This window comes from Priestia sp. ABM2_011 (genome assembly GCF_056158845.1).
The window spans coordinates 2,369,911-2,394,880 of sequence record NZ_JBSWUB010000001.1 but is presented as its reverse complement, the minus strand read 5'-3'; the positions used below and the strand labels follow the sequence as shown (position 1 = coordinate 2,394,880).

At 37.8% G+C, this 24,970-nt stretch carries 25 protein-coding genes and 1 pseudogene; 8 read left to right on the top strand and 18 right to left on the bottom strand.

Translation table 11 applies throughout. The features are described from left to right. Positions 1-5: 5 nt before the first annotated feature. The 12 genes and pseudogenes from ACXAE4_RS12990 to ACXAE4_RS12935 form a co-directional block, all read right to left on the bottom strand. The gene (locus ACXAE4_RS12990) at positions 6-1,280 is read right to left on the bottom strand and encodes an FtsW/RodA/SpoVE family cell cycle protein (protein WP_099000298.1); all 1,275 of its coding nucleotides are present in this window, start codon (positions 1,278-1,280) and stop codon (positions 6-8) included. Beyond that, positions 1,277-1,675 carry a PadR family transcriptional regulator gene (locus tag ACXAE4_RS12985; RefSeq protein WP_033579410.1) on the bottom strand — a complete coding sequence of 133 codons (399 nt, stop codon included), beginning with the start codon at positions 1,673-1,675 and terminating at the stop codon, positions 1,277-1,279. Before ACXAE4_RS12985 ends, ACXAE4_RS12990 begins: the two co-directional genes overlap by 4 nt. A 1-nt stretch (position 1,676) precedes the next feature. Further along, a complete protein-coding gene (locus tag ACXAE4_RS12980) occupies positions 1,677-2,213 on the bottom strand; it encodes a sigma-70 family RNA polymerase sigma factor (RefSeq protein WP_099000299.1) in 537 nt (178 codons plus the stop codon). Between the two features lie 121 nt (positions 2,214-2,334). Beyond that, a complete protein-coding gene (locus tag ACXAE4_RS12975; RefSeq protein ID WP_475236157.1) occupies positions 2,335-3,432 on the bottom strand; it encodes an acyltransferase in 1,098 nt (365 codons plus the stop codon). Positions 3,433-3,649: 217 nt separating this feature from the next. Further along, entirely contained in the window at positions 3,650-4,330 is a 681-nt protein-coding gene (locus ACXAE4_RS12970) for a hypothetical protein (protein ID WP_223546143.1), read from the bottom strand. Between the two features lie 527 nt (positions 4,331-4,857). Beyond that, positions 4,858-5,046, bottom strand: a pseudogene (locus tag ACXAE4_RS12965) (ABC transporter ATP-binding protein); the annotation flags it as partial. Positions 5,047-5,317: 271 nt separating this feature from the next. Further along, a complete protein-coding gene (locus tag ACXAE4_RS12960) occupies positions 5,318-5,680 on the bottom strand; it encodes a P-II family nitrogen regulator (RefSeq protein ID WP_013057611.1) in 363 nt (120 codons plus the stop codon). Positions 5,681-5,694: 14 nt separating this feature from the next. Beyond that, the gene (locus ACXAE4_RS12955) at positions 5,695-6,921 is read right to left on the bottom strand and encodes an ammonium transporter (RefSeq protein ID WP_028412855.1); all 1,227 of its coding nucleotides are present in this window, start codon (positions 6,919-6,921) and stop codon (positions 5,695-5,697) included. Between the two features lie 266 nt (positions 6,922-7,187). Continuing rightward, the gene (locus ACXAE4_RS12950; protein WP_176551777.1) at positions 7,188-8,726 is read right to left on the bottom strand and encodes an AbgT family transporter; all 1,539 of its coding nucleotides are present in this window, start codon (positions 8,724-8,726) and stop codon (positions 7,188-7,190) included. A gap of 231 nt (positions 8,727-8,957) precedes the next feature. After that, a complete protein-coding gene (locus ACXAE4_RS12945) occupies positions 8,958-9,920 on the bottom strand; it encodes a class F sortase (protein WP_099000301.1) in 963 nt (320 codons plus the stop codon). A gap of 106 nt (positions 9,921-10,026) precedes the next feature. Continuing rightward, positions 10,027-11,370, bottom strand: a complete 1,344-nt coding sequence (locus tag ACXAE4_RS12940) for a copper amine oxidase (RefSeq protein ID WP_099000302.1) — start codon at positions 11,368-11,370, stop codon at positions 10,027-10,029. A 433-nt stretch (positions 11,371-11,803) separates the two neighbouring features. Further along, positions 11,804-12,667: an alpha/beta fold hydrolase gene (locus tag ACXAE4_RS12935; protein WP_099000303.1), complete on the bottom strand. Its 864-nt coding sequence runs from the start codon at positions 12,665-12,667 to the stop codon at positions 11,804-11,806. Positions 12,668-12,816: 149 nt separating this feature from the next. On the opposite strand from ACXAE4_RS12935, the gene ACXAE4_RS12930 reads away from it, so the two are divergent. After that, positions 12,817-12,969, top strand: coding sequence for a YflJ family protein (locus tag ACXAE4_RS12930; protein WP_081732856.1), 153 nt, complete (start codon positions 12,817-12,819; stop codon positions 12,967-12,969). Positions 12,970-13,097: 128 nt separating this feature from the next. Here the strand turns inward: ACXAE4_RS12930 and ACXAE4_RS12925 are convergent, their stop codons facing one another. From ACXAE4_RS12925 to ACXAE4_RS12915, 3 genes are all read right to left on the bottom strand, one after another. Beyond that, positions 13,098-14,030, bottom strand: a complete 933-nt coding sequence (locus tag ACXAE4_RS12925; protein ID WP_099000304.1) for an alpha/beta hydrolase — start codon at positions 14,028-14,030, stop codon at positions 13,098-13,100. 15 nt (positions 14,031-14,045) lie between these two features. After that, entirely contained in the window at positions 14,046-14,600 is a 555-nt protein-coding gene (locus tag ACXAE4_RS12920; RefSeq protein WP_099000305.1) for a GrpB family protein, read from the bottom strand. Positions 14,601-14,690: 90 nt separating this feature from the next. Further along, positions 14,691-15,836, bottom strand: a complete 1,146-nt coding sequence (locus tag ACXAE4_RS12915; RefSeq protein ID WP_033579423.1) for an acyl-CoA dehydrogenase family protein — start codon at positions 15,834-15,836, stop codon at positions 14,691-14,693. 198 nt (positions 15,837-16,034) lie between these two features. On the opposite strand from ACXAE4_RS12915, the gene ACXAE4_RS12910 reads away from it, so the two are divergent. From ACXAE4_RS12910 to ACXAE4_RS12880, 7 genes are all read left to right on the top strand, one after another. Beyond that, on the top strand, positions 16,035-17,240 hold the full coding sequence (locus ACXAE4_RS12910; protein WP_475236153.1) for a TcaA 3rd/4th domain-containing protein: 1,206 nt from the start codon (positions 16,035-16,037) through the stop codon (positions 17,238-17,240). Positions 17,241-17,422: 182 nt separating this feature from the next. Further along, on the top strand, positions 17,423-18,202 hold the full coding sequence (locus tag ACXAE4_RS12905; protein ID WP_028412846.1) for an STAS domain-containing protein: 780 nt from the start codon (positions 17,423-17,425) through the stop codon (positions 18,200-18,202). 143 nt (positions 18,203-18,345) lie between these two features. Continuing rightward, positions 18,346-18,588, top strand: a complete 243-nt coding sequence (locus tag ACXAE4_RS12900; protein ID WP_013057625.1) for a spore germination protein — start codon at positions 18,346-18,348, stop codon at positions 18,586-18,588. Positions 18,589-18,695: 107 nt separating this feature from the next. Next, the gene (locus ACXAE4_RS12895) at positions 18,696-18,938 is read left to right on the top strand and encodes a spore germination protein (protein WP_013057626.1); all 243 of its coding nucleotides are present in this window, start codon (positions 18,696-18,698) and stop codon (positions 18,936-18,938) included. 51 nt (positions 18,939-18,989) lie between these two features. Beyond that, positions 18,990-19,493 (top strand): Hsp20/alpha crystallin family protein, encoded by a 504-nt coding sequence (locus ACXAE4_RS12890; RefSeq protein WP_028412845.1) that lies wholly within the window; start codon positions 18,990-18,992, stop codon positions 19,491-19,493. Positions 19,494-19,582: 89 nt separating this feature from the next. Continuing rightward, the gene (locus ACXAE4_RS12885; protein ID WP_028412844.1) at positions 19,583-20,008 is read left to right on the top strand and encodes an Hsp20/alpha crystallin family protein; all 426 of its coding nucleotides are present in this window, start codon (positions 19,583-19,585) and stop codon (positions 20,006-20,008) included. 44 nt (positions 20,009-20,052) lie between these two features. Continuing rightward, a complete protein-coding gene (locus ACXAE4_RS12880; protein ID WP_028412843.1) occupies positions 20,053-20,871 on the top strand; it encodes a hypothetical protein in 819 nt (272 codons plus the stop codon). A 17-nt stretch (positions 20,872-20,888) separates the two neighbouring features. Here the strand turns inward: ACXAE4_RS12880 and ACXAE4_RS12875 are convergent, their stop codons facing one another. The 3 genes from ACXAE4_RS12875 to ACXAE4_RS12865 form a co-directional block, all read right to left on the bottom strand. Next, entirely contained in the window at positions 20,889-22,172 is a 1,284-nt protein-coding gene (locus ACXAE4_RS12875; protein WP_099000306.1) for an ABC transporter ATP-binding protein, read from the bottom strand. Continuing rightward, entirely contained in the window at positions 22,169-23,227 is a 1,059-nt protein-coding gene (locus ACXAE4_RS12870; protein WP_028412841.1) for a FecCD family ABC transporter permease, read from the bottom strand. Before ACXAE4_RS12870 ends, ACXAE4_RS12875 begins: the two co-directional genes overlap by 4 nt. A gap of 205 nt (positions 23,228-23,432) precedes the next feature. Next, positions 23,433-24,959 carry a cobyric acid synthase gene (locus tag ACXAE4_RS12865; protein ID WP_098113847.1) on the bottom strand — a complete coding sequence of 509 codons (1,527 nt, stop codon included), beginning with the start codon at positions 24,957-24,959 and terminating at the stop codon, positions 23,433-23,435. Positions 24,960-24,970: the final 11 nt, after the last annotated feature.

Here is a 24,970-nt window from a genome sequence, read left to right as displayed (position 1 = left end):
CTGGCTTAGTTAGCCAGCTCTTTTATCGGTATATCTTTTGTTTTATATATACTAAGCACAATGCCAATGAACACCGCATTTGCAATTGTGGGACCCATACCATAACTTATAAATGGCAACCATACACCCATAATTGGAAGGAGATTAAACGACATACCTAAATTATAAAGCAACTGAAATGCATACACGCTTACGCTTCCGGAAACAAGCATTTTTCCAAACGGATCGCGAATCTGTTTAATTAACAGTATCATTTTTACTAATAAAGCACTCAACACTAGCATAATAAAAATTGAAATTCCCCAGCCGTAGGCATAGGTCAAACCTGCATATACAAATTCTGTGTCGATTCCACCTATTCGGTATCCCTCTGATGGATTAGCTTGAGGAAGCCACTCAGCTTGATGGAACAGGCGAGAAAGATGTACAGGGACGTAGCCTGCCCCTGCTGGATCTTTCCCTAGATGCAGCACAATTGATAGACGACTTAAGTAATAAGAGCTTCCTGAAAGGAGCAGCATAACGGCTATAATTATAAACAGTGTGAGCAGAAACAACAAAGTGATCTTTTTAGCATGTTTACGAGCACTAAATATAAACATAGAAGCGATCATGATGATGTACATCATCACATTAGGAATACTAGTTAAACGCCCGTATAAGACTATGGTTAAAATAAATAGTACTGCTATAATGGGAACGTTACATGACCTACGTTGTAAAATATATCCCCAACCTATTAAATAAAATATTAAAATGAAATTTAAATCTAGGCTAAAAAAAGATAGGTTTACTACGGTTGTACCTTGAACGTTTGGTTGAATCCTTTCTGGCAATATATGCAGATTAAATACTACAAGGAGGAGTGTAGGAGCTATAAATGCTACCCACCCCCACTCTCTCCACTTGCGGTAGTTTTGAAAAGCACATACTGCTGTCAGGGCTAGTCCAATTAATGCAGTAATAAGTTTGGTTTCCATTGATATAGATGAACCTAGCTTAATTGTCAACATTCCTAAGCCTAACGCTGCAACAAATAATGAAACTAAGATCCAATCAATCTTTGTGCGGTATAGCTTTTGAAAGCGTCTGCTTAGTTCCGCTGAACTGCCCATTTGTTCAACAGCTTTTTTTTCAGCTTCCTCTTGAGAAACACCGCGCTGAATAGATTCTCGTTCTAAGTTTTTAATATGGGCATCAAGCTCTTGATACACTGCTTCTTTTGCTTCTTTATGTTTTATTTCTTGAGTAATTGACTGTAAAAATTCTTCTTTTTTCATTGTCCTCCTCCTAATAACCCTTGAAGGACAAAAGCTGATCGTTGACTTCCATTTTCTAAGCTTTTCATTACCTTTTTACCTTTACTATTCAGCTGATAGTATTTCTTCTGATCTTCTTTCCAGCGGCTTGTTACGTATGATTTTTGCTCAAGCTGATGCAGCAGAATGTACACAAACCCTTCTTGTTCATCAAACTCTTGAATTCCTCTACTCCGTAGTTTTTGAACAAGTTCTATTCCATTTTTTTCAACTGACAGAAGCTGTAGCGCTGGCAGTAAAATGTTTTCTTGTTTTATTTTTCGCTTAATAGCTTGCTTGTGCTTGTCAGTAAACTGCAGGTTTTGGAATACAGATTGCTTCATTGAGCCTTTTAGATGACGTAATCTTTCATCCATATTAGCCCTCCTCTATCATTTGTTTTAACAATTCTTTTCCACGCCGTAATCGTGTTTTAATCGTATTAGAATTAATAGATAAAAGCTCAGCTATTTCTTTAATTGTGTATTCTTCGAAATAATGCAGATAAATGAGTTCTCTATACTTTAATGGAAGACTCATTACAGTTTGAACCAATTCTTCAGACTCCTCTTTTTTTACCATTTCTTCTTCGATCATTTCTTTGCTTGATTCAAAAATCATATGTATATGTTCTGTAAATTGCATTTTTCGCACGTACCAACTTTTTAAATAATCTTTGCAGTGATTAATAGCAATGCGCCATAACCAAGTTTTCAAACTAGATTGCTTAGAATACGTAGAAAGAGAATTATAAAACTTCACAAAAATTTCTTGTGTCAAATCCTCACTAACAGTAGAATTTCGCACGTAAGAATATACAAGCTGCAAGATGGATTGACCATATTCATTCATAGCCTCTTCTAAAAGAATTTCATACTCTTCTTGCTCTACTAATGCAAATAGCAAATCGTTCACTTCACTCACCTCTTTTTCAATACATTAGACGAAGCTCAAGCCAATTAGGTTTTAAATTACTCATTTTTTATCAAAAAAACACCGGAAGCTTTGGGGTCAGTCCCTTGCTCCGGTGCTTTTCTTATTTATGCTGTAGCTTTGTAAACGAATGTTTGTGCGGCTTTGCATGTAACTTTCCCTTTGTCCATTGAATCCCTCTGTATAAATAGTACGAGCACCAAAAAACTGCTGGGACGATAAGTACATATGCGACGATACTATTTGTAAAGAAAGAAGAATCTATGGAACGAAGCAATCGATAGGTCTCATTTAATATACATATATGCACGACATAAATGCCAACTGAATTTTTCCCAACCTTTGAAAAAAACGAGTTTTTGCCAAGACTTGGACTGCTTAATACGAATAAAAACAATGATGCCGATAAAAAAATCGTAGAAATAAAATAGTCTCCGGGCTTGCTGTGCTGGATATTGACCAACCAGTAGCGCTCGGCGATATCTAACGCTGAAAACACAAAAAAGCTGGCTAAATAAATCATGGGCCTTACGTTTAATACTGACAGAATTTGCTTACCATAAAGGGCAAACATAGCTCCTAATACTGTATAGAATAAACCAAAGAACAGGGCATCTCTCGTTTGAAAAGAAAGTGGAAAAAATAAAGAATAAGACTGTCCAAATAACCCAGTTACATATAATACGGTGCTGATAATCATTAATAAACCGATCTTTTTCCATCTTTGAAATAAGAAAACGATAACAACAGCCCAAATTAACGCAATCAAGTACCAAAGCTGAAATCCGCTTGTGTCACTTCCATAATAAAAGATATCTTTGAATGTGATGGATGATGTTAAATAATCAGCTACTGCATCTTTTCGCTCTGCTAATGTTCCGTGGTTTTGAAATAAGCGCAGAACTACACCAAACAATAAATAAAAGATGAACCAACATGCATAAAGCTTTGAAATATTCCACGTGTATTTTTTTAAGTATGCAGAAGGTTTTGGATGTTTTTGAATTTTATTCATAAACAAATACCCTGATACAATAAAGAAAAAAGGAACCGCGAATCGTGCAAATGTGTCAACAATGACATCTAGCACATTTTCCTGGTTCCCTAAAAAGAAATCGTCATGTGATGGATTAACATGAATACAAACCACAAACACTGTAGCAAAAAACTTAATAAAATCAATTGAATAATTACGTTCCATCTTGTTGTCAGCTCCTTAAAATAAACTCGAGCTCTATTTTAGCATAATTATCCAAACGAAAAAGACATTTTGGTAAAATTAACCTTATAGTCATGGAAAAATTTTCTTAACTTCCAATATTCTAGTCTTGTTTACTTGTATGATGTCTTTCAATATTCCAAATAAATGATTCTAAAGAACTACAAAACAAAAAAACAGATTACCGGTAACCTGTTTTTTAAATTAACATTTTCCATGCAAACTTATTATCTTGTTTAATATCGATTTCTTTTTCATGCAAAGCCTGCACATGCTGTTTAATTTGTTTGAGAAACAGCATTACTTCTCCGCTTGATACGGCAGCTGAGTTGAGAGATAACGAATGTTTTTTAGCAATTTTTAATTCCTCTGTTTCCACTGAAATACTCACGTGGCGAAATAAGTGCCAAGGGTAATAAACTGTTTTAAAAGATTTTGAGAAATAAATTCCTTTAGAACAAACGGTAATCCCCTCGGTTTTTTGAAGAGGATATGTATTTAAATGAGCTACAATTTTTTCTTTTGCAGGTAAATAGAGCCTGTTTCGCATCTCTTTTTCAACTTCTTCACATAGTTGTCCTGCTACCGACAACACATCTTTTGGATCAGGTGTTTGATGAATTTGAAAAGATGAACAAATAGAAGTTAATTCTTTTGAGGATACACATGGATATATATAGTCTTGACACATATATTCATGGGAATGAGTGCGAATAAATTTCTTGATTTTTTTTAATAGAGATACTAGCTTTCTAGCTGAGTAATCGTTTTGATTGACTTGAAATTTCTCCACGTCATTAAAACAAATCATTTCTTCTTTTCGAATGGTAATGGATTGAATGTTAGCGAAATCTTCCCATAACATTTTTCCTTTTTTCATCCCTCTGCTTTTCCAGTAAATCCCCTTATTTGTAAAGCAAATTCCCCTTTTATCTAGGCCCGCTATAAAAGAGCTGTGTAAATACGCAATTATTTTTTCTTGGGGCTGAAACTGAAAGTATTTGCTAGCCATTTTTTTGTAGAAACTAGGTATTTGCATTACATAAAATTGATTTTCTCTATAGATTAAGCATAAGTCAGTCAAATAATTAGTTTTCAGCGTCGCCACGCTCTCACTTCCTTTTTGAGTGTAAATAACCGTACCCATTTTTTTCTATTACTTTATAAACGTTTTTTGATGAAAAAAGTTTCAACTTTTTTTGTTTTTTATGAAAAAGCTTTAAATTGAAGCATTCCTTTCATCTAGGAGGTTATCTAATTACTCACTTATTCAATAATCTTATTTTAAACGTTCCCTACTTAATTAAGAAACTAAACCAGATAATAGCAATGCTTACCTGCTTTATCCAAATCATCCCCTGTGAACAAAAATAAACCGCAGCGTTAAAACGCGATGCGGTTTGTTTTTTAAGCTAAATAAGCTTCTTTTATTTTTTCATTGTGAATTAATTCCGGTCCTTTTCCTTGCAAAATAATTCCTCCCGTTTGAATCACGTAGCCTCGGTGCGCGATTTGCAGTGCTTGATAAGCGTTTTGTTCAACGAGCAAAATGGTCATTCCGCTTTTATTTAATTCCATAATAATCTCGAATATCTTTGTAAAAAATGTTATTTCTGGAAACGATGAAAAAGATTACTGTTTATGTACCCCTTTTTTCTCGCAATCTTTCATAATAGATTCAATCTCATATACAAAGAGAAGCTGGAAAAATAAAAATATAGTTATTTTCTACAATATACTCTTTGGCTGTATATATAACAAAAAAGCATGTCACCATAAAGAAACATGCCTTGTAACTATTCAACCTAAAAAAAGGTGCATATTATGCACCTTTTTATGACCCTTTGTTTTCCGCTTCTCCCCGAGTTTAACTATTGTTTCGTAATGCCTGTGATCCCTCTTCCCCTGTTCGGATCTTAATCGCATTTTTTAATTCATAGATAAATATTTTCCCATCTCCAGGCTGACCTGTATTTAGTACTTTTCTTGCTTTATCAACAACGTCGGATACGGGAACTTCGCAGACCACAATTTCCACTTTAATTCGGGCGTGCATATTGTCTTGTTTTTTGACCCCCCTGTAAAGTTCCGTAATGCCTTTTTGCAATCCGCATCCTAACGCATCTGTAACCGTAATACCGCTCACGCCAATTTTTGCTAGTTCTTGCTTAAGCTCTTCAAACTTTGAAGGGCGCGTAATAATTTCAATTTTTGTTAAAACATCACTCACTGTGCCCACCCCTTTTACATATTCGATTCGTGATACGCTCTTTCACCGTGCAGCGTAATATCAAGCCCGAGCGTTTCTTCTTCTTGTGTTGCGCGTAGAGATACTACCAACCCAACCACTTTAACAATAATGAAGGTAGCGATGCCGACAAACAGATACGTTGCTACGATAGCCACCAGCTGTTTCCATAGTAGACTTGGGTCTCCGTAGAATAAACCATTCGCGCCGGCATCATTTACAGAAGTTGTGGCAAATAAACCCGTTGCGATACCTCCCCATGTTCCCCCAATACCGTGAAGACCAAATGCATCTAACGCATCGTCGTAACCGATTTTCTTTTTAAGTGAGAAGATACCCCAGAAACAAACTGCTCCGCCGATAAAACCAATTACAATAGAAGCAAACGGTGTAACGAATCCACAAGCTGGTGTAATAGCTACAAGTCCAGCAATCGCTCCCGAAACGGCTCCAAGCAGCGTAGGCTTTTTATTAATAATCCACTCTACTACAAGCCAGCCGATAATTCCTGTTGCTGCCGCTGTATTCGTGTTAATGAAAGCCGTCATTGCAACGCTGTTAATAGTTAAGGAACTTCCAACGTTAAATCCAAACCACCCGAACCAAATCAGCATTCCGCCTAAAAGAGTTAGCGGTAAATTGTGAGGTGCTGCAGCATCGGCATTTTTTCGTTTTCCAACAACAAGAGCTAGAATTAATCCTGCTACACCTGATGAAATGTGAACGACGTTTCCGCCAGCAAAGTCAATAGCTCCTAGTTCACGAAGCCATCCGCCAACTCCCCAAACCCAGTGTGCAACGGGTGCATATACAAATAATGACCATAGGATAGCAAATAAGATAAATGCTGAAAACTTCATGCGCTCTGCAAAAGCACCCGAGATAATAGCTACTGTTAACACAGCAAATGTTAGTTGAAACATCATAAACATGTTATGCGGGATCGTTGCGCTGTAGTCCCCGTTTGGAGTGAATCCAACGCCTTTTAATCCCACCCAGTCCAAGTTTCCAATAAAAGCATTGCCACCGGTCGAAAATGCTAACGAATAGCCAGCTACTATCCAAAGAACAGATATGACAGCTAATGAACCTACGCTATACATCGCGGTACTTAACATGTTTTTACTTCGAACCATGCCTCCGTAAAACAATGCAATAGCTGGTGTCATAATCCAAACCAATAATGCTGAAAAAAACATAAATACTGAATCGCCCATTTGCATGATGATTTCCCCCTTAAGTACGAATAAATAACCCCTAAATTTAATGTTAGATTATATAACATGTTTTGTTATGTTTACTATCATATTTGATTTATATGTATTTAGCAACTACTTTTTGCAAATTTATTCAGAAAATTTTTGTTTTTTTATCCTCTTTTCTTTTTGTTATTTATTCTCCTATGTACACATAAGCTGAAATATCATTTATAAGTGTTAGAATTTCTAACATAAAAAATCCTCTTCTTGGAGTAGAAGAGGATTTTTCTTTACAAATACATATATACACCTGGTCCTAGAGGAATACCGAATACAGCAAAAACAATCAACATTATAATCCAAATTCCTAAGAAGGCTAAAGTATAAGGAAGCATAAGTGAAATGATGGTTCCAAGCCCTGCTTTTGGCTCGTATTCTTTCATAAAGGCTAAAATGACAATCATGTAAGGATTTAAAGGAGTGATTACATTGGTAGACGAATCTGCTATTCGGTAAGCTGCTTGAATAAATCCAGGGTTGTACCCTAACAGCATGAACAATGGAATAAAAATAGGTGCTTCTAGTGCCCATTGAGCAGAGCCGCTGAAAATAAGAAGATTCAGCAGAGCTGTTAAAAATACAAAACCAATTACAACGGGAAAGCCTGTTAGATGTAATGCATTCAATATATCCGCTCCTTCTACTGCGATCCACGTTCCAAGATTCGTCCAATTAAAGTAGGCAATAAATTGAGCAGCCGCAAAAATAAGGACGATGTAGCTTGCCATATCTTTCATCGAATCAGTCATATAAGCAGGTATATCTCTAGAACTTTTGATTTTCCCTACTGTTATTCCATAAACAGAGCCAACTACCACAAAAAACAGCAGCGTAATCGGAATGATACCATCTAAAAAAGGAGATGGAACAATTCCGCCGTCTTCATTTCGTAGAGGAGAGTTGGGCCAAAATAAGAAAACAGCTAGTACAACGACATAAATACATGCAGCAACGATACTGTTTTTTAAGCCTCTTGCTTCTGCCTCACTAATTTCACCAAAATCATTGCGTTTTTTTCCTTTATAATTACCCAGTCTAGGTTCTACAATCTTTTCAGTGACGATCGCTCCTATAATAGTTAAAACAAATACAGAAGCCGCCATGAAGTACCAGTTCGCTGCAGGACTGACAGCAGCGCTTGGGTCAATTGTTTTAGCAGCTTCAGTAGAAATGCCCGATAACAATCCATCGGTTCCGGATATAATAAGATTCGCTGTAAAGCCTGATCCCACCCCAGCAAATCCTGCCGCTAATCCAGCAAGCGGGTGCCTTCCTACTGTATAAAATATCATTGCTGCAAGCGGAGGAACGATGACAAAAGCAGCATCTGCCGCTAAGTTGGCCATAATTCCTGTAAAAATGATGGCGTATGTAATAAGAGCTTTTGGAGCATTTAAAATCGTTTTCTTTATGGCCACTTCAAGCAGACCTACTTTTTCTGCAAGTCCGACTCCAAGCATCATAGCAAGTACAAGTCCTAGGGGCTTAAATTCAGTGAAATTGGTCAGCATCGATGTTAAGATATACTGAATGCCTTCATGCGACAACAAACTTTTAATTGGAAGAGTCTTATTAGTACCAGGATGGACCACTGTTACTCCCATACTATTAATAGCAACAGACGCTAATACGATAATAAGCGCTAAGCATACAAACAAAATAAAAGGATCAGGTAGTTTGTTTCCGAATGCTTCTACTCTTCCTAATAGTTTGTCTAGAAAGGTTGTTAGATGTGGTTTTTGCTCTGTTTGCAAATTAGGTTGTGCCATACTTTCTCTCCCTTTTCTTTTAGATTCTTTTTGTTTTTTTTCCTTTTAATTACCAAAAAGACTATTAGTACATAATAATCTGAATATTTATATTATTCAAGTATTATTTTTAAGGAATTTTTATTTATCTATTAAAACTAATAGCATTTAGATAAATAGAAAGCCAGAAGAGATCTTTTGAATCGACAATCAAAAATAACAAAAAGCTCTCCGTTTGAAGAGAGCTTTTTGTTATTTCGCTATACTAGATGGGGCAGACTCTTTTCCTGACTCGTTAACAGCTGTTACATAATAACGAGACTGAGATGCGTCGGAGTCGGCAAAGCTTTTTCGCTCAAATTCCGAAACGCTGCCAATATGGACAAATGTTCCGCCTGGGTTCTTTTTATAAATTCGGTAACCGATAATATTGCCTTCTCGTACCGCGTACCACGTAAGCAAATTACCGCTCATCTTTACATGTGTAGGAGGTTGTGGTGCAGTTGCTTCACGCTCCAATTCTTTTGCTTGGTCAGCTTTTAGTTCTGTATATACAACTAACCTCTCTTGATGGGTTCCTTCTGCACGGTCAAACGTGCCTGTACACGTAATTAGATTTAAATTACGTTTGTTGCTGTACCCAAAAATTTCGTTTAAAGGTGCCTTATCTCGCGGATAGCTTTTTGTACGTTTAACAACAAAGGTAAGCGTGGTCCCCTGTGCATCTCTTACGGTAATTTCATCGTCTTTTTTTAAGTTTTTTAGATTGTAAAAGACGGCAGGACCGGTTTTACTGTCTACGTGTCCTGCTAGTACAGCATTTCCTTTTACGCCAGGTTTAGCTCCTGGTTCAAACCAAGCAACTCCATTTTCTGTAGATGGCGCTGCCATTTCACCGCTGTCTAATAACCCTACTTGTTCAATTGAAGCCTCCACATGAATAGCTGGAATGGACACTTTTGCAGGAATGATTCCTTTGAATTCTTTGTTTAACTGTTTGGCTTCTGTTTTATGCTGTTTTAATACAGCAAATTCCTCTTCAAGCGTTACCCGGCTTTTTAAATCCTTTGATTGTGATTCTTTTTCTTTTTGCTTAGCTGCATTCTGTTGCTTCATTTCTTTTGCTTCTACCATTTGTTCTTTAAAATATAGTCCGCCGCTAACAAGCAGGACTAAACTTAATATACAGTAGGCGAGAACAATCGCTTTTTTCACATCGTCACCTCGTTTCACAGCTGTTTATAAAAAAGAAGAGAGAACAACCTCTCTTCTTTTTTTAGGACTCTTGACTTGTAATTCATAAGGAAAAGGAGAAAAAATATTATTTGCTTACTGGTTTCTTGCGTAAAATAACTCCAGCTGTTAATACAGCTAACGAACCTAGTGCAATATAAATCGCTGTTAGTGGGTTCATCGTTGATTCAGATGCCCCGCCCATACCTGTTTTCGGCATATCTGTTGGCATAGCTGTCTCAGCAAACTTATCGGGATTTTGTTTTACAATCGCTTCACCTAAAGCTTGGCCGACACCAAACATTAATTTATACCCTTCACGGTACGTATCATAACTTCCAGCGTAGTCGCCGGATGCATATTGCTCAAATGTTTTAATAACCGTATCTTCATGTGCTTTTATAGCTGCCTGTGCGTCTGCAGTTGGAAGGTTTCCATCTGTTGCTGTTCCTAAGAATGTACCAAATTCTTGCGCGAATTTATGGAGCTTGTCTTTAGCAGCTTTTTCTCCTGCTTCATCGCCTTTTACTTGTGCACTTACTAGTTCAGCTTGGGCATTGATGTGATCTCCTTGCCAAATTTTTTCGAATTGTGCAGCCCCTTCATCGCCATATACTGAACCGATTGCAGCTTTAAAATCTGCTGTGTTAGCATTTTCTAACCAGCTAACATAGTCGTAATCTTTTGAACCGTTGAACCCTTTTTCCATTCCCATTGTTGCTAAAGCAAAATGTTCTGCTGCTAAGCTGTTTAATGAAGAACGTAAATCTGCTGCTGGTGTATCTACTTTGGTATTATCGAATTTATCGGGCATTTGCGTTACGATTGCATTTGATAACGCTTTACTAATGGCAAACATTTGCTGATATCCTTCGCGGTATGTTTTAGCGGCCGCTTCGTAGTCACCTGCTACATAATCTTCAAATGTTTCTTTTACTTGGTCTTCATGTACGCGAAGCGCTTCTTTTGCTGCATCTTCAGGTAGTTTGCCTTCCGTAGCAGTACTTAAGAACTTAGCAAATTCATTTACGAATTGATTTACTTCTTTATCTACTTCAGCCATGGCTTCTTTGTCATTTTCTTTTGTTGCTTTTACAAAATCATCTGTGTAACTATTATGTTCTCTGAAAATTCTTTCAAATTCAGCTGCTCCTTTATCACCATAGACAGACGCAATAGCAGGCTCCATGTCAACGGCATTTTGGTCCAATGCTTTAAACGCAGCGTCAGCGTCTTTAGAACCGTCATAGGCTGTTGTCATAGCGGCAACGGCAAGCGTAAAGTGTTCAGATAATAAGTAGTCTAAGTTCGCTCGTAAATCTGCAGCTTTTGTTACTGCCGTTGGTTGTGCTTCCTCTGCGTTTGCAATTGTGGGCATCAATAGTGAAGCTCCTAGTACAGGGATCATTAACTTTTTGCTTAATTTCATCATTTTCCACTCTCCTCATTTTTAGTTGATGTACGCTACTTTTTTCATTCTTACTACATCTTAAATCATTAAACAGATTGAACATTTTGAATATTCTTTATATTTTACCTTCATGTTCTCCCGTATTTAATGACTCTTTTTAGGAAGTATTCTCTTTCTATCTACTAAACGATTGGCGAATGACCTTGGATCACTTTTTTAAAACTTTTTTAAGATGTCATTTTCGTCAAGAATTCCTTCCCTTTCTACTTATCTAACGAACGCTTTGTTCAGCTAGATCACTTTTTTTGAAAAAGTTTTTAACCGCTTTTTTCAAGAAGTACTTCCTTTTCTACTTACCTAACGATCACCTTATTCTGTTGGATCACTTTTTTTAAAATTATTTTAAATTCAAAAGAAAAAGAAAGGTTTCTAAAGGAAACCTTTCTTTTTCTCTTTACTTATTTAAAAAATTCCACATCACGTTGTTTACTTCTTGAGGCTTTTCATGCTGAGGGGCATGAGATGCTTCAGCTAATCGGTGAACAGATATGTTTGGCACATATTCTTCAATACCATCTAAGTTTTCAGGCATAAAAGTAGGATCTTGATTTCCCCAAATAATTTGTACCGGGATGTTTAACACTTCTTCTTCTAACGGAAACAAAGATTTTCTTCGAAGGTCTTCTTCCGTGAAAATCTTTAAATTGCGGTAATAACTTAGCATGGACAGCACAGAGCCATTTTCCCAAGAGTTCATGTATGCTTGAACATCATCAGCTGTTAGGTATCCTTTTTTTACACCTGGGTCGATCACAAGCTTACGCAAACCTGAGAAGTTGTCTCGTTCCATATAGTCCTGTGCTTCTTGTTTTTGAAACCATTTCATATACTCGCTTGCTTTTTGCTGATTTTTATTTGTTCTAAGCTCACGCATAAATGTATAAGGGTGCGGACCGTTAAAAGCAATTAATTTTTGTACATATTCCGGGTAGCGATAAGCGAATGTCCATCCGATTCCTGCTCCCCAGTCGTGTACAACTAGCGTGCAGGAGCTATATCCTAGGCCTTCAATCACTTGGCGAATATCTTCTACTAATACATCAATCTCGTATGATTTTAGTCCGCTTGGCTTTTCAGATAAGTTATATCCTCTTAAGTCCAGAGCAACTGTGTGAAAATCACTAGAAAATTCATCTATCTGGTGTCGCCAAATATGCGAAAAGTCAGGAAACCCATGAAGAAATAGCATAAGCTCTCCTTGTCCCTTGCTTATGTAGTGCAAATTAACGCCATTTACGTTTATATACTGTTTGCTCATTGTTCATTTCCTCCTTTTATGTAGCTGTAGAGCAGTATAACGCTGTAAAAAATGAACGTCAATTCATTTGCTTCGTTCACTTCTTTTTAGTTCTTTTTATGAATATAGTTAATTATTTAGAGTGGATTTTTTTGAAGGAGTGATTAACAATGGCTCATATCTATTCAAAGGGCTGGTTTGTTCAGCAGTTAAAAGCGGCCAATATATCTAAAATCGATGGAAGAAAGCTAGAAAGTTATAAAACCTACATTCTTCGTAATTTACATGCTGAGCTTATAGAACAAGGTAAAACCAACGGCTAAAAGAGGTTGAGACATAACGAAATGAAACCTACGTTTGTCCTAATAAAAAAACGAACCACTAATCAAAAGTCTTGATTAATGGTTCGTTTTTCATTTCGTCTAAAATATTTTTGTCCCATCCACTTTTTTTACAGCGATTGCTCAATAAAAGATAATACGCGCTTTACATATTCTTTTTTGTATACATGATAATTTTGAACGTGTTCTGCTTTATCAGTTTTCCAGAAGGAAAAAGCATCCGGGTGTGTTTTAGCCATTTTTTCACTTTCAGTGTAAGGGATTTTTGTATCTCCTGTGCTGTGTATAAATAAAATTGGTCGAGGGTAAATATGCTCGACTGCTTTAATAGGACTAGCTTCAGCAGGATTTACATCTGCAATAACAGGAAGAATAGCAATGGTTAGCGGTGTAAATGGAAAATTTGGTAAATGAGACCATACAGATAGATTTTCTTTTAAATAAGAGGTTAAATCACTAAAAGGACTATCGGCTACCACTGCTTTTACGTCGTCATCTTGAGAGGCTGCTAATAAAGAAGTGGCTGCTCCCATTGAAATGCCGTAGAGCACAATTGGCTCTTTTGTTGTTTCTTTCATTTTCTGAATAACGCCTAATAAATCGAGCTGTTCTTTTACACCAATCGTCGTTTGATTTCCTTCTGAGTCTCCTGAATCTCTAAAGTCAAACATGACTACTCGATATCCCGCTTTTACAAATTCTTTACTCAGCGGCAGAAAGCCAGCTCCTTGTGCTTCACGGTTATTTCCGTATCCATGTGACATAATAACGGTCGCTTTTGGCTGTTCCGTTGGTTCAATCATCCATCCTTTTAAATGGGTTATTCCGTCTTTGCTCAAAAATACTTGATTGCTATAGTGCATGCCGTAATCACTAGGATTTTTCACAGCAGGATTTTTATCTAGTTTTGTCAGGCTTATGCCTACATAAAGAGAAATGGCCGTACAAAGTACAAAACAAAGAATAACAAAGGATATCAGGCTGATCCATATTGTTTTTTTCTTTTTACCTGTATTTGTCTGTCGATTTAGAACTGGAGTCAAGCTCGTTCCTCCTTTTTATCTAAGATCATCTTTCCTATTCTTATTGCTGCTTCCCTTTCTCCATTTTAAAGCTAGCCCATCTATTTTATGAATAAAATTCGTTTTATTTTCCACATATTTTTCCGGTTCAAAGCGATAGCGATGCGCTAGTTCTGTTTTCAACGCTTCGTATTCTTTCGCTGCATCAAGGTTAGCACGCAGATAATCTCGAAACCATATATGCCGATTAATTTCTGGATGGCCTTTTTCATAAATATGAACATGATGGGTTCTTTCATTTCCGCCTTTTTGGAAGTATCGTCTTCCTTTTATGCCGTTTTCACCTCTCGCTTCGTAACCAAGCTGTTCCATCTTCTGATTATATGTATCTACTTTTTTTATATCTTTTACTTCAATAAGTAAATCAATAATCGGTTTTGCGCTTAAGCCGGGAACAGCAGTGCTTCCGATATGATGAACCTCTAAAACTTGAGCTGACATTATAGTTGTTAAGGTGGCAGCTTCTTTTGAAAATTCCTTTTCCCACGCGATATTATGAGGTGTCAGCTGAATTTCTCTTACGGACTTCATCTTCAATTCCTCCTTTTGTAACGAAAAAACTGCTTACTATAGAATAGCCTATAATAAGCAGTTTTTCATCATTTAACATGTTATTAAGTTTTATCTAGCAAACGCCTGCTTCGCTAAATTAACAACCGTCATATCATCCATTGGAGGGTTGTGGAGCCCAGCACGCACGTCTCTATAATAGCGCTGCAGCGGATTACTGCGCTGCAAGCTACGCGCTCCTACTATGCGCATGGCTTTGTCAACAACCGTACAGGCACTATTGGTCACTACGTGTTTGACAGCTGCTAATTCTCCCGCTAATGCTGCTCGGTCGCTTGTTTCATCCCATTTATTTGCCACGCTGTACATAAAGTGACGCGCCTGCATGAGTTCAAGTTCCATCTCTCCGACTAAACGCTGCACATTTGGCAACTCGCTAATCGTTCCTTCAATACTATTAGGCGAATATTCTGTAGCAAATGCGACAGCATAATCTCTTGCTGCGATGGCTGTACCCATGTAGCAAGCTGGTATATGAAGCAACCAGCCGCTTGGCTCATTCTTTTTAAAGCCACCTAGGCGTTCAACAAGAAAGTCTTGCTCAATATCGACATTTTCTAGCACAAGATCGTGACTTCCTGTCCCGCGCATTGCAATCATATCCCATGTTTCTTCTATTGAAAGTCCGCTTGTTTCACGAGGAATTAAAAATAAGCCGATCTCTTCTTCACCTTCAATGCTTGCTTTTACTAAGAAGTAATTTAACACTGGAGACATCGTGGTGAATGTTTTTCGGCCATTGATTCGCCAGCCTTTTTTTGTTTTTACAGCTAGCGTTTCCGGTTTGCCTCCTCGAGTAGGACTTCCTGTCTTCGGTTCAGTAGCGGCGGTATTAATAAGTGCACCTTTTTCTATTTCTTTAAAAATAAAATCGAGCATTTGCTGACTCCAAGGCTGTTTTTCACGCAAGTCCATTGTAATCCCCATATGCCATCCAATACTAAGAGCCGTAGAAGCGTCCCCTTGAGCAATTAATTCTTGAAATAATAAAAAATCATAAAGGCGTAATTCATCTCCTCCATAGTTGCTTTCTAGAGAAAGACGTGTATAGCCAGCTTCTTTTAACTCTTGAATATTTTCAAACGGAAACGTACCTTCTTCATCTATTTTAAAAGCTCGTTTCTTAAATTTTTCGACTAGAGGTAGCAGTTTTTCGTACGTAGACTTTTGATTTTTATTTACAAATGAAACACTCATTTGCTTCATCTCCTTTTTATATGACAGAGTGTCCCTATCGGATTAATATATAGTTCTTATCATAGCATACCTCATCTTTTCTGTGCATGTTTGGTGTGTTTATCTTTCTCGTTAAATCTATTCTTTTTCCAATTTAATGGTCTGTTTTACCTATACGTTCCATACATTTAATGGAACAAAAAGAAGGGAATGGTGTGAATGAATCAATGTCCAAAATGCGGTGCCAGTGCAAGCACAGATCAATTATTTTGCAATAACTGCGGCTTTTCTTTCACCGTGTCGCCAGCTGCAGCTAAGCATAAAAAGAGCTGGTATATTGGCGGGGGTATTGTGCTTATACTTCTTTTAACTTTTGTATTTTATTTCTTTTTCTCTGGTTCAGAAGAAAAAACGGCTGACCGCTTTATTGAGGCATTGGAATCGAAAGATACAGCTGTGTTAAGAGAGTTATTAGACTCTTCGCAGTCTACTATAGTTATTAATGACACATCTATTCAAGCTCTGTTGGATGCAACTTCCGATGGTTCTATTTTACGAGACGTTGAAAATGATTTGAAAAATAAATCGAGTATCTACTTTACAATAAAAGAACAGAAACATTCACCACTCTTCAAAAAACAGTACGTGGTTGTGCCGTCATCATATTATATCTCCCTCACCACGCCAGAGGATGCAACAGTTACAGTCAATGATACAAAACAATCCATATCCAAAAATCAAACGCAAAAAATAGGGCCTTTTATGATTGGAAATTACCCGCTTACAGCTTCTTATGAAAGCTCTTACGGAAAGCTTACAGACCAAACCACTGTAAATTTTTACCGTCAAAAAGAAAAAAATATATCTGTTGTATTTAAAGGGGCTTATGTTACAATCTCATCGAATAGAGATGACGCTATTTTATTCGTAAACGGAAAAAGCACGGGGCTTCAGGTGAATAGCTCATCACAAATAGGGCCTGTTGCCACGGATGGAAGCGTCACTGTTCATGCAGAAGTGCAAAAAGGCGGCACCACGTTCAAAAGCAGTCCTTACACCATTCAAAATGAAGAAAGTATTATATTAAATATACAAACGCCGCCCGTTGAAAAGGAAAAAACCGTCATAAAAGAACGAGAAGTAATCGTGCCTGGGCCGCGCTCTTATGCTACTTCAAGCTCTTATATTCTTCCGGGTTCGGATTCTTACAAATTAAGTTATGGTGATATTAGCAGTTTGAGCTCGAGTGAACGAAGGCTAGCTCGAAATGAAATCTATGCGCGGCATGGGTATGTATTTAAATCGAAAGATCTTCAAGCCTATTTTTATGAAAAGTCATGGTATACGCCTGATTCATCATTTAGAGACTCCTACTTATCAAGCGTTGAAAAATATAACGTTGATTTTATTAAATCATATGAATAAAGTGAACTCCCCTTTACCCAGGGGAGTTTTTTGATTGAAGCGAGTGCTTACTCCTACGTTTTTTTACATACCATGATCCCTACATACGTTAATAAATTTTTTATAGCCTTCTTCATTCTTTTCACTGTAAAATATAAAGTAGATGTACATAAACTTACTACACGCATAAGGAGAGATGGAGAATGAATGGAATTGGACGACTTCCACAAAAGCTTAATGGACATTTGATTTTAGAAAATATTCAAGAAACCATGATCATTGCAGATCAAGACTATCGTGTGCAGTGGATGAATGCAAGAGCAATTGAAACACTTCAGCCAGTACTCCCAATCTACCAGTTATCTCATATCGAAGAGTTAATTGGAAAGCATATGGACTTCTTTCATTCCAATTCTGAAGAAGCGGAAAATTTACTCACCTCTCTTCATACAACCTACAGAACGCGTATAACGATTGGCAGTCAATACGTAGCAGAAGCTGTGATTCACCCCATTGATACAAAAGACGGCGAGCGTTATGGCTACTTGCTTATGCTATTAGACTTTACAGATCAAGCCGAAGCAGAGCTTGAAAAAGAACGGTTAATCGAGGATTTGTCCACTCCTTTATTAAAGATATGGGACGAGGTTTTAGCTGTGCCCATTACCGGTAAGATGGATATAGAACGTGGAAAGAAGCTAACTGAAACGGTATTGGAGGCAGTTGTAAAAGAACAGGCGCGCTATTTGCTTATTGATTTATCTTCCCTTCATTCATTAGATGAAGAACACGGTTATTATATTAACACGCTCCACGATGCTTTGCGTTTGATTGGTACCACTTGCCTTATTGTTGGTCTTTCTTCAAAAATGGCTCTGTCGCTTGTAGATTCTCAGTTTAATTGGCGAACATTTTCCACTGTCCAACAAAGCATCTCTTACATTTTAGAAAAAAAGAATTGTCGTATTGCACCCATTTCATAAGCCCATCATATCATTAAGTAATCCTCTCTCAATCGCTTTTTCCTTCAATCGGAAAAGGCGATTTTAGTTATGAGGAATTGTGAACGTTTAGGCACTTATCATCATAGGATACATTAATCAACCATAGAAAAGGGTGAGAGCCTATGCCAAGTGTTATTAACATTTATAATTTAAAGATCAACAGTATCTCAAGCAACGGTTCTGTCAACATTGGCGAAGCACTCCATAACAGTCACACGGCTCATTCAAAATCCACTGGTACGAACTCTTCTTATGGCGATGTCTCACCTGCTTCCTCGAAAATGCGAAACATTTATATCGATCCTGATACAAATGACCAAACAGATATTGCAAACGTTGATCATGTCAATGGTTATCAGCAGTGATATAGGGCAATGCTTGTCAATAGCATGACGACAAACGGTGAATACATTCTCTCTGAACGCAATAGGCCGTTGGAGTAGAATGAATAAAAACAGTAAGGAGTCTCTTTATGCCTCTTCAAATTAACGTTTTTAATATCGTAACAAACGGTGTCACGCAAAATGCAAATATCGATTTCGGTTCCACCATTCAAAACAGTCACACGGCGAACTCAAAGTTTAACGGCGCAAATTTCTCTTTAGGTAACTTCTCTCCTACTTGCTCTCAAATGAATACGGGCGTGTTAGATCCTGACGTAAGTGATCAAGATCAAATTGCAAACCCTTCAGCTCCAATTGGAAATCAAATTTAGATTTAACGATTTTGTCGTTTTACTTGGCACATTACAAGGAGGTGTGTAAATATGTTTCCATTTGGAAAGTCTCCGTTTAAAGGAATGATGGAAAATATCCCAAAAGGAATGGCATCTAAAGACATGAATAAATATATTCAGCAAATGATTTCTTCTACGATGTCCCATTCTTTTCCGGATTTTATGCAAGGAAATGAATTCTTTAAGCAAGCCCAAGACATGATGAAAGAACAGCAGGATGTGGGAAATGAAGGTCATGGACAACAGCTAAGAAGATTTGATTCAAACGTCATTAATACATTAGACGAATGCATTGTTCAGTTAAAAATTCCTAACCGCGATATTGTATCAAGCATTAAAGTCTATCATACTCCATACGTGTGTACGATTGAAGGAATAGATGGAGAAGAATCCTTCAAAGAAGAAATTCAGCTTCCTTGTTCGGTTCGCAAAAAAGGTACACGCGCCGTATATCGTTCCGGGGTGTTGGAAATCCGGATGCCTAAACATGTTAATATTCCTATGTCTCAAATAGACGTCCACGATTTAGATTAAAGTGGACGTTTTTTTCTGTTTTCATGCATACATATAAAATAGAAAGCGGCAAAAGGCCTTGTTTTATTTTTTTAAAGAAGGTGACAAATATGAATCATGGAAAGTTTAAAAAGTGGGCAGAAACGTTACAAGAAGAAAACCATACAAAATTTTGGGAAAAGATTTTTGATGATGATCCTGAAGAAAAGAATGATACGGAAGCAGATGCTTCTCCTCAAATTGTAAATGAGTATCGAGATTATCCTTTAATTGATGTATACGAATGGGCAAATCAACTGTTAGTTGTGATTGAAATACCCGGTGCTAAACGAACGGACGTCGAATTGACCATGCATGAAAATACTTTACACATATCCGGTTCATCTCTTTTAACGATGAAGGATGCAAATGTTCTTCACAAAGAAAGACGTGAAGGAACGTTTCAACGATCAATCATCCTTCCACCTGCTGTAGGGGAAGCGCCGTGTCACGCATCATTTAAAGATGGTCTATTGCACGTGAAATTTGATTTGTAATTTATTGTGCAGAACTATACGTAGCATGAAAGGCAGGGAATTTCATGTTTTCTAAGTGGTTTAAACAATCGCCTAAAATTGAAACAGTCCGCAAAATAAATCCGTCTTCCCTTCCAACCAAAAAAAAAGTAAGTCCCATAGACCAAAGCTCTAATCAAAAGCGGAAAGAATTACCCGAAAAGATGAAAACTAAAAAACAGTCTAATCTAAAGAAACCCCCTCAGCAGCCAAAGAAGTTGCCGAGCCAAACGGAGCCTAAGACATCTGATGAAGTTGAATTCACAAAACCTGTTCATTCGTCAGATTCAGCGCTGAACCTGCAGGGAATTATTGATCAAGTGACGCGTTTAACCGACGCGATTCCTAAAATAGAAGAGCTTCATCAGCAATTACATGAATCAGCTCATCTTATTCAATCATTGTCTCAACTGCACGAGCAAACAGCTCATTTACTTTCGGCTATGCAGTCAGCTCCTAATTTCGAAGACATTCAGAATCAGCTCTCTGCGTTAAAGGAAGAATCGTCCAATACAGCTTTATATGAGATGGTGAAAACTCTTGACAAAAAGATTGATGAAGTAACTCAGCCAAAGCAGTCCATTGTTGTTGAAAAAATTATGGTGGAAAAAGTATTGTTAGACAAAATTGACCTTAGTAATAATTTTGGCCAGCTAGGCATTAAAGATTTGACCGGCCACTTAAACATTGGTACAACTTACAGCGCTGACTCCGATCAAGTGGATGAAGAAGTCAAAGACTTATTTTCTGTTAAGCTAAAAGAAAAAAAGATTGATGAACATACAACTGAGACAACGATGAGTTCAGGAGGTGAAACAGAAAAGCCTGATCACTCCGAAGAATAAAAAATGACCGCTACTGCTTATTTAAAGCAATTGTCGGTCATTTTTGTTTCCATAAATAGTTGTAATTCTTTCTGTAGGCGTTCCATTAAGAACGCTGAAATTTCTTCTTGATTTTCTTCTTTATGATGAGATGATGCTACAACAATACGGCCTGTTTTTCCTAAGAAAGCCCGGTATTCAATTACCTTCATCGCAGCATGAAGTAAGTTCGCGTCCGAAAGCGGTGTATTTGTTAGTAGAACAATATTCATTTCATTCTCTTTTTGTCCATGTGTCAGTACAGTCAGCCACGAGTAACCTTTATCGTCTTTTAAGCGAACTTCATGACTAGATAAAGACGCAGATTTCCACGCCGTGTTAGAACTGCTTTGCTGTTGAACAATTTCTTGACACCAGTCTAGACCTGTTTCATTGGAACCCAGTGAAACAGTTCTCAAAGGACGAGCAAAGGATAAACATAGCTTGCCCGGTTCCTTTTGCAACTGATACAACTCATGGAAGTCCGTCTCTGGATATTGATACGGCGGCACAAAAGCAATTTGCCGCTTGTTCACAGCGGGATGGTGAAATACATGCAAATCAACGCCATATACTCTTTTTAACGTAGCTGCATCCTGAAAAATGGCATCCATCCCCGTTTCTTCTACTCTTCCATCTTTCAATAATACGGCATTATCTGCAAACAGCGAGGCAATGTTGAGATCATGCAAAATGGCCAGAACCGTCAAGCTCATTTCCTGCTGTAACGTTTTTAACAGCTGAAGCAGTTCCATCGTATGTTTTACATCTAAGTGATTCGTTGGTTCATCAAGAAGTAAGTAGTCAGGTTCTTGCGCCAGTGCTTTAGCAAGTAAAACCCGCTGTTTTTCTCCACCGCTCAGCGATTGAAAGGTATGATTTCGATAGTGCCAGACGTTTGTTAATTTCATCACGCTTTCTACCACTTCTTCATCCTGTGCTGATACAGTGCTAAACAAACCTTTTGCCTGATAAGGATAACGTCCCAGTGAAACAATTTCTTGAACCGTAAATTCTAATCCAATTTGATTTTCTTGCGTCATGACTGCAACTTTTTGCGCCAGTTGTTTTGGTGAATAAGCCTTCACTGACTTCCCTTCTACCTTCACTTCTCCTGATTGAGTGGTTAATACATTCATAATTAAGCGAATAAGCGTTGTTTTTCCGCTTCCATTTGGTCCTAGTAAAGCAACAAAAGAACCTTTGTCTACGGTGAACGTGATGTCACGAACGGTCGGTTTCTGTTTATCGTATCCTCCCGTCACATTATATAGTTCAATCATGATATTCCTCTTTTCCGCATACGTTCTTTTACAAGCAGCAGCGTAAAAATTGGCGAACCAATTAAGGCGGTTACGACTCCAATCGGCAGTTCACGAGGTTCTAATATCGTTCTTGCTAATAAATCGGCTAAAACCAAATAACTTCCTCCGATTAAAATAGAAAGCGGCAGTACATGCTTATGATTAGCTCCCGCTACGAGACGCACTACGTGGGGAATAACTAAGCCAACAAATCCAATTGCCCCAGATACTGATACCGCAGCCCCGGTTAATACGGATGCACCTATTAAAATCATTCTTTTTTTCTTCTTTACGTCTATCCCCATAAATTGAGCGGATTGATCGCCAAATGCTAAGCCGTTCAGCTCTTTCACATGTAACAGCAGCATAATCGTACCGACTAAAAAGAACGGCCCTAAAATTTGAATATGCGACCATCCTCTCATTGATACGCTTCCCATTAGCCAATATAAAACCTGCCTTACATCTTCTTCAGGAGAAAGAGCTACAATTAATGAAATAAGCGCGCTCATAAAGGATGATAAAATAATCCCCGCTAAGATGATGGTTTCATTGGCCAAATTGCCGCTTGCGAGTTTCGTAATACCAAAAACTAAAAGAAGAGTAATAAAACCAGATACGATGCCGACTACAGGCAGCGTGAAGATAGACAAACCAAAAATACTCCAGTGAAAATAAATTGCCATGACAGAGCCAAGGGTTGCACCTGAGGAAACTCCGATCGTGTAAGGATCCGCAAGAGAGTTTCTTAATAGCCCTTGAAAGGCAGCCCCTGCTATTGAAAGCGAAGCTCCTACTAAAAATGCCACCAGTACTCTTGGAAAACGAATTTGCCAAATGATTAAATCCATGTTTTCCGGACCATGATATAAGGATAGTCCGGTAAGGTGGCCAATAATAATTTTGATTGTATCTCCTACGGTTAACGAAACTGTACCAATAAATACTCCCATAATCACCGAAGTACATACAATAAATAAACTGACTATGTATAAAATAGATGCTTTGTTTAAAAAAATACGTTTAAAAATCAATACTTTCAGCTCCTCTAGGAAACGAGGCGTGATGTTTTACATTACATTAACCATTCATTTTCCTGTCCATAAACCATGTTTCCATCCTACATAGTATTGGAAACAATCATCTTTTATTTGTTACGAGTGCTAGACTGTTGAACTAGGCAACGTAGAATAGCGTACTAAAGTTCTCGGTGAAAAAACAAGCGAAAACCTCTACAAGCTACACTTTTTGTGCTTGCTCCGGGCTTTTATAGTTGTCTATTAAATGATACAGCTTTTCCATATCTACAGCTTCTCTCACATATGCTGCTGCTTTTGAAAAAGACTCCTCTTTTTGCAGGCGACTGTTGAATGTATCCGTAATAGGCGGCAATTTTTTATGTTTACGAATTTGATTAAGCAAAGCTCTGCGCAAAGCATCGTTATGAAACACATCATGAACATACGTGCCAATGATGTTGTCTTTAACCGTTCCTTCTTTTTGATCATCTACCACCGCAAAGGCTTCCGTCATGCTTTTAGAAATCGTCTTTCCCATATGAATTTCATAGCCTTCAATTGAAACCTTCTCACTCTCTAACTGAACATATCCAGAAACTCTTTCTGTTTTTTTGCTGGTTGTCATAACGGTTTCCACTGGAAGCAAACACAGCCCTTTAATAGATTCAATCCGGGACTCTACTGCATCGGGGTCCGTAATTGTCTCGCCTAACATTTGATATCCCCCGCAGATGCCAATAACGTGAGCGTTCGTTGCGTTCAAGACTTGATTAATGGCTAGATCCAGGCCGCTTTCTTGTAAAAACTGCGCATCTTCAATCGTATTTTTGCTTCCTGGTAAAACAATTAAATCAGGCGTACCTAGTTGTGATGGCTTGGTTACAAGTCTCACATGACAGTCTTCTTCTAAGCTTAGAGGATCAATGTCCGTAAAATTTGAGATGCGAGGATACGAGATAACCGCAATATCGATTTCTTTTAACGGATTCACAAGCGTTGAGTAATTTCTGAGTGATAGCGAATCTTCAGCGTCAATTTCCACGTCGTGCATATAAGGAATCACTCCTAGTACCGGAACTCCCGTGTATTCTTCAAACCACTTCAACCCCGGTTTTAAAAGCTCTAAGTCTCCTCGGAATTTATTGATTAACACTCCAATTACTCTAGGTTTATGTTCATCTGGAAGCAATTGAAGAGTACCCACCAGACTCGCAAAAACCCCTCCTTTATCAATATCTCCTACTAACACAACAGGCGCTTGGGCTATCTTTGCTACGCGCATATTTACCAGTTCCCGATCGTTCAAATTGACTTCAGCAGGACTTCCAGCACCTTCAATCACAATTCGATCATAATGACTGGCAAGCTCTTTATAAGACTCAGTGATAACGTTCAAACCTTCATTAAAAAATTCTTGCCGATACTGAAAAGCAAACATATTACGAAGCGGCTTTCCATGAACGACAATTTGAGATTCATGATCACGAGTTGGTTTAATTAAAATAGGGTTCATATTAGTTGTTGCTTCTACTCCAGCAGCTTCTGCTTGAATTCCCTGCGCTCTGCCAATTTCTTTTCCATCCATTGTAATGTATGAATTGAGCGCCATGTTTTGCGATTTAAACGGTGCAGTTTGATAGCCGTCTTCTTTAAAAATACGGCAAAATGCTGTAGCAATCATGCTTTTTCCAGCGTCTGAATGCGTTCCTTGAATCATAAGAGGTTTTCCTTTTTTCACTTTATCCACTCCCTACCACA

Excerpts from the sequence above, each read along its gene's own strand:
- ACXAE4_RS12880 (WP_028412843.1), top strand. The coding sequence starts at position 20,053 with ATGTTTTCTAAGTGGTTTAAACAATCGCCTAAAATTGAAACAGTCCGC.
- ACXAE4_RS12935 (WP_099000303.1), bottom strand. The coding sequence starts at position 12,667 with ATGAGCAAACAGTATATAAACGTAAATGGCGTTAATTTGCACTACATA.
- ACXAE4_RS12930 (WP_081732856.1), top strand. The coding sequence starts at position 12,817 with ATGGCTCATATCTATTCAAAGGGCTGGTTTGTTCAGCAGTTAAAAGCG.
- ACXAE4_RS12875 (WP_099000306.1), bottom strand. The coding sequence starts at position 22,172 with ATGATTGAACTATATAATGTGACGGGAGGATACGATAAACAGAAACCG.
- ACXAE4_RS12905 (WP_028412846.1), top strand. The coding sequence starts at position 17,423 with ATGAATGGAATTGGACGACTTCCACAAAAGCTTAATGGACATTTGATT.
- ACXAE4_RS12920 (WP_099000305.1), bottom strand. The coding sequence starts at position 14,600 with ATGAAGTCCGTAAGAGAAATTCAGCTGACACCTCATAATATCGCGTGG.
- ACXAE4_RS12955 (WP_028412855.1), bottom strand. The coding sequence starts at position 6,921 with ATGCAAATGGGCGATTCAGTATTTATGTTTTTTTCAGCATTATTGGTT.
- ACXAE4_RS12990 (WP_099000298.1), bottom strand. The coding sequence starts at position 1,280 with ATGAAAAAAGAAGAATTTTTACAGTCAATTACTCAAGAAATAAAACAT.
- ACXAE4_RS12985 (WP_033579410.1), bottom strand. The coding sequence starts at position 1,675 with ATGGATGAAAGATTACGTCATCTAAAAGGCTCAATGAAGCAATCTGTA.
- ACXAE4_RS12885 (WP_028412844.1), top strand. The coding sequence starts at position 19,583 with ATGAATCATGGAAAGTTTAAAAAGTGGGCAGAAACGTTACAAGAAGAA.
- ACXAE4_RS12975 (WP_475236157.1), bottom strand. The coding sequence starts at position 3,432 with ATGGAACGTAATTATTCAATTGATTTTATTAAGTTTTTTGCTACAGTG.
- ACXAE4_RS12970 (WP_223546143.1), bottom strand. The coding sequence starts at position 4,330 with ATGAAAAAAGGAAAAATGTTATGGGAAGATTTCGCTAACATTCAATCC.
- ACXAE4_RS12890 (WP_028412845.1), top strand. The coding sequence starts at position 18,990 with ATGTTTCCATTTGGAAAGTCTCCGTTTAAAGGAATGATGGAAAATATC.
- ACXAE4_RS12950 (WP_176551777.1), bottom strand. The coding sequence starts at position 8,726 with ATGGCACAACCTAATTTGCAAACAGAGCAAAAACCACATCTAACAACC.
- ACXAE4_RS12900 (WP_013057625.1), top strand. The coding sequence starts at position 18,346 with ATGCCAAGTGTTATTAACATTTATAATTTAAAGATCAACAGTATCTCA.
- ACXAE4_RS12895 (WP_013057626.1), top strand. The coding sequence starts at position 18,696 with ATGCCTCTTCAAATTAACGTTTTTAATATCGTAACAAACGGTGTCACG.
- ACXAE4_RS12940 (WP_099000302.1), bottom strand. The coding sequence starts at position 11,370 with ATGATGAAATTAAGCAAAAAGTTAATGATCCCTGTACTAGGAGCTTCA.
- ACXAE4_RS12910 (WP_475236153.1), top strand. The coding sequence starts at position 16,035 with ATGAATCAATGTCCAAAATGCGGTGCCAGTGCAAGCACAGATCAATTA.
- ACXAE4_RS12915 (WP_033579423.1), bottom strand. The coding sequence starts at position 15,836 with ATGAGTGTTTCATTTGTAAATAAAAATCAAAAGTCTACGTACGAAAAA.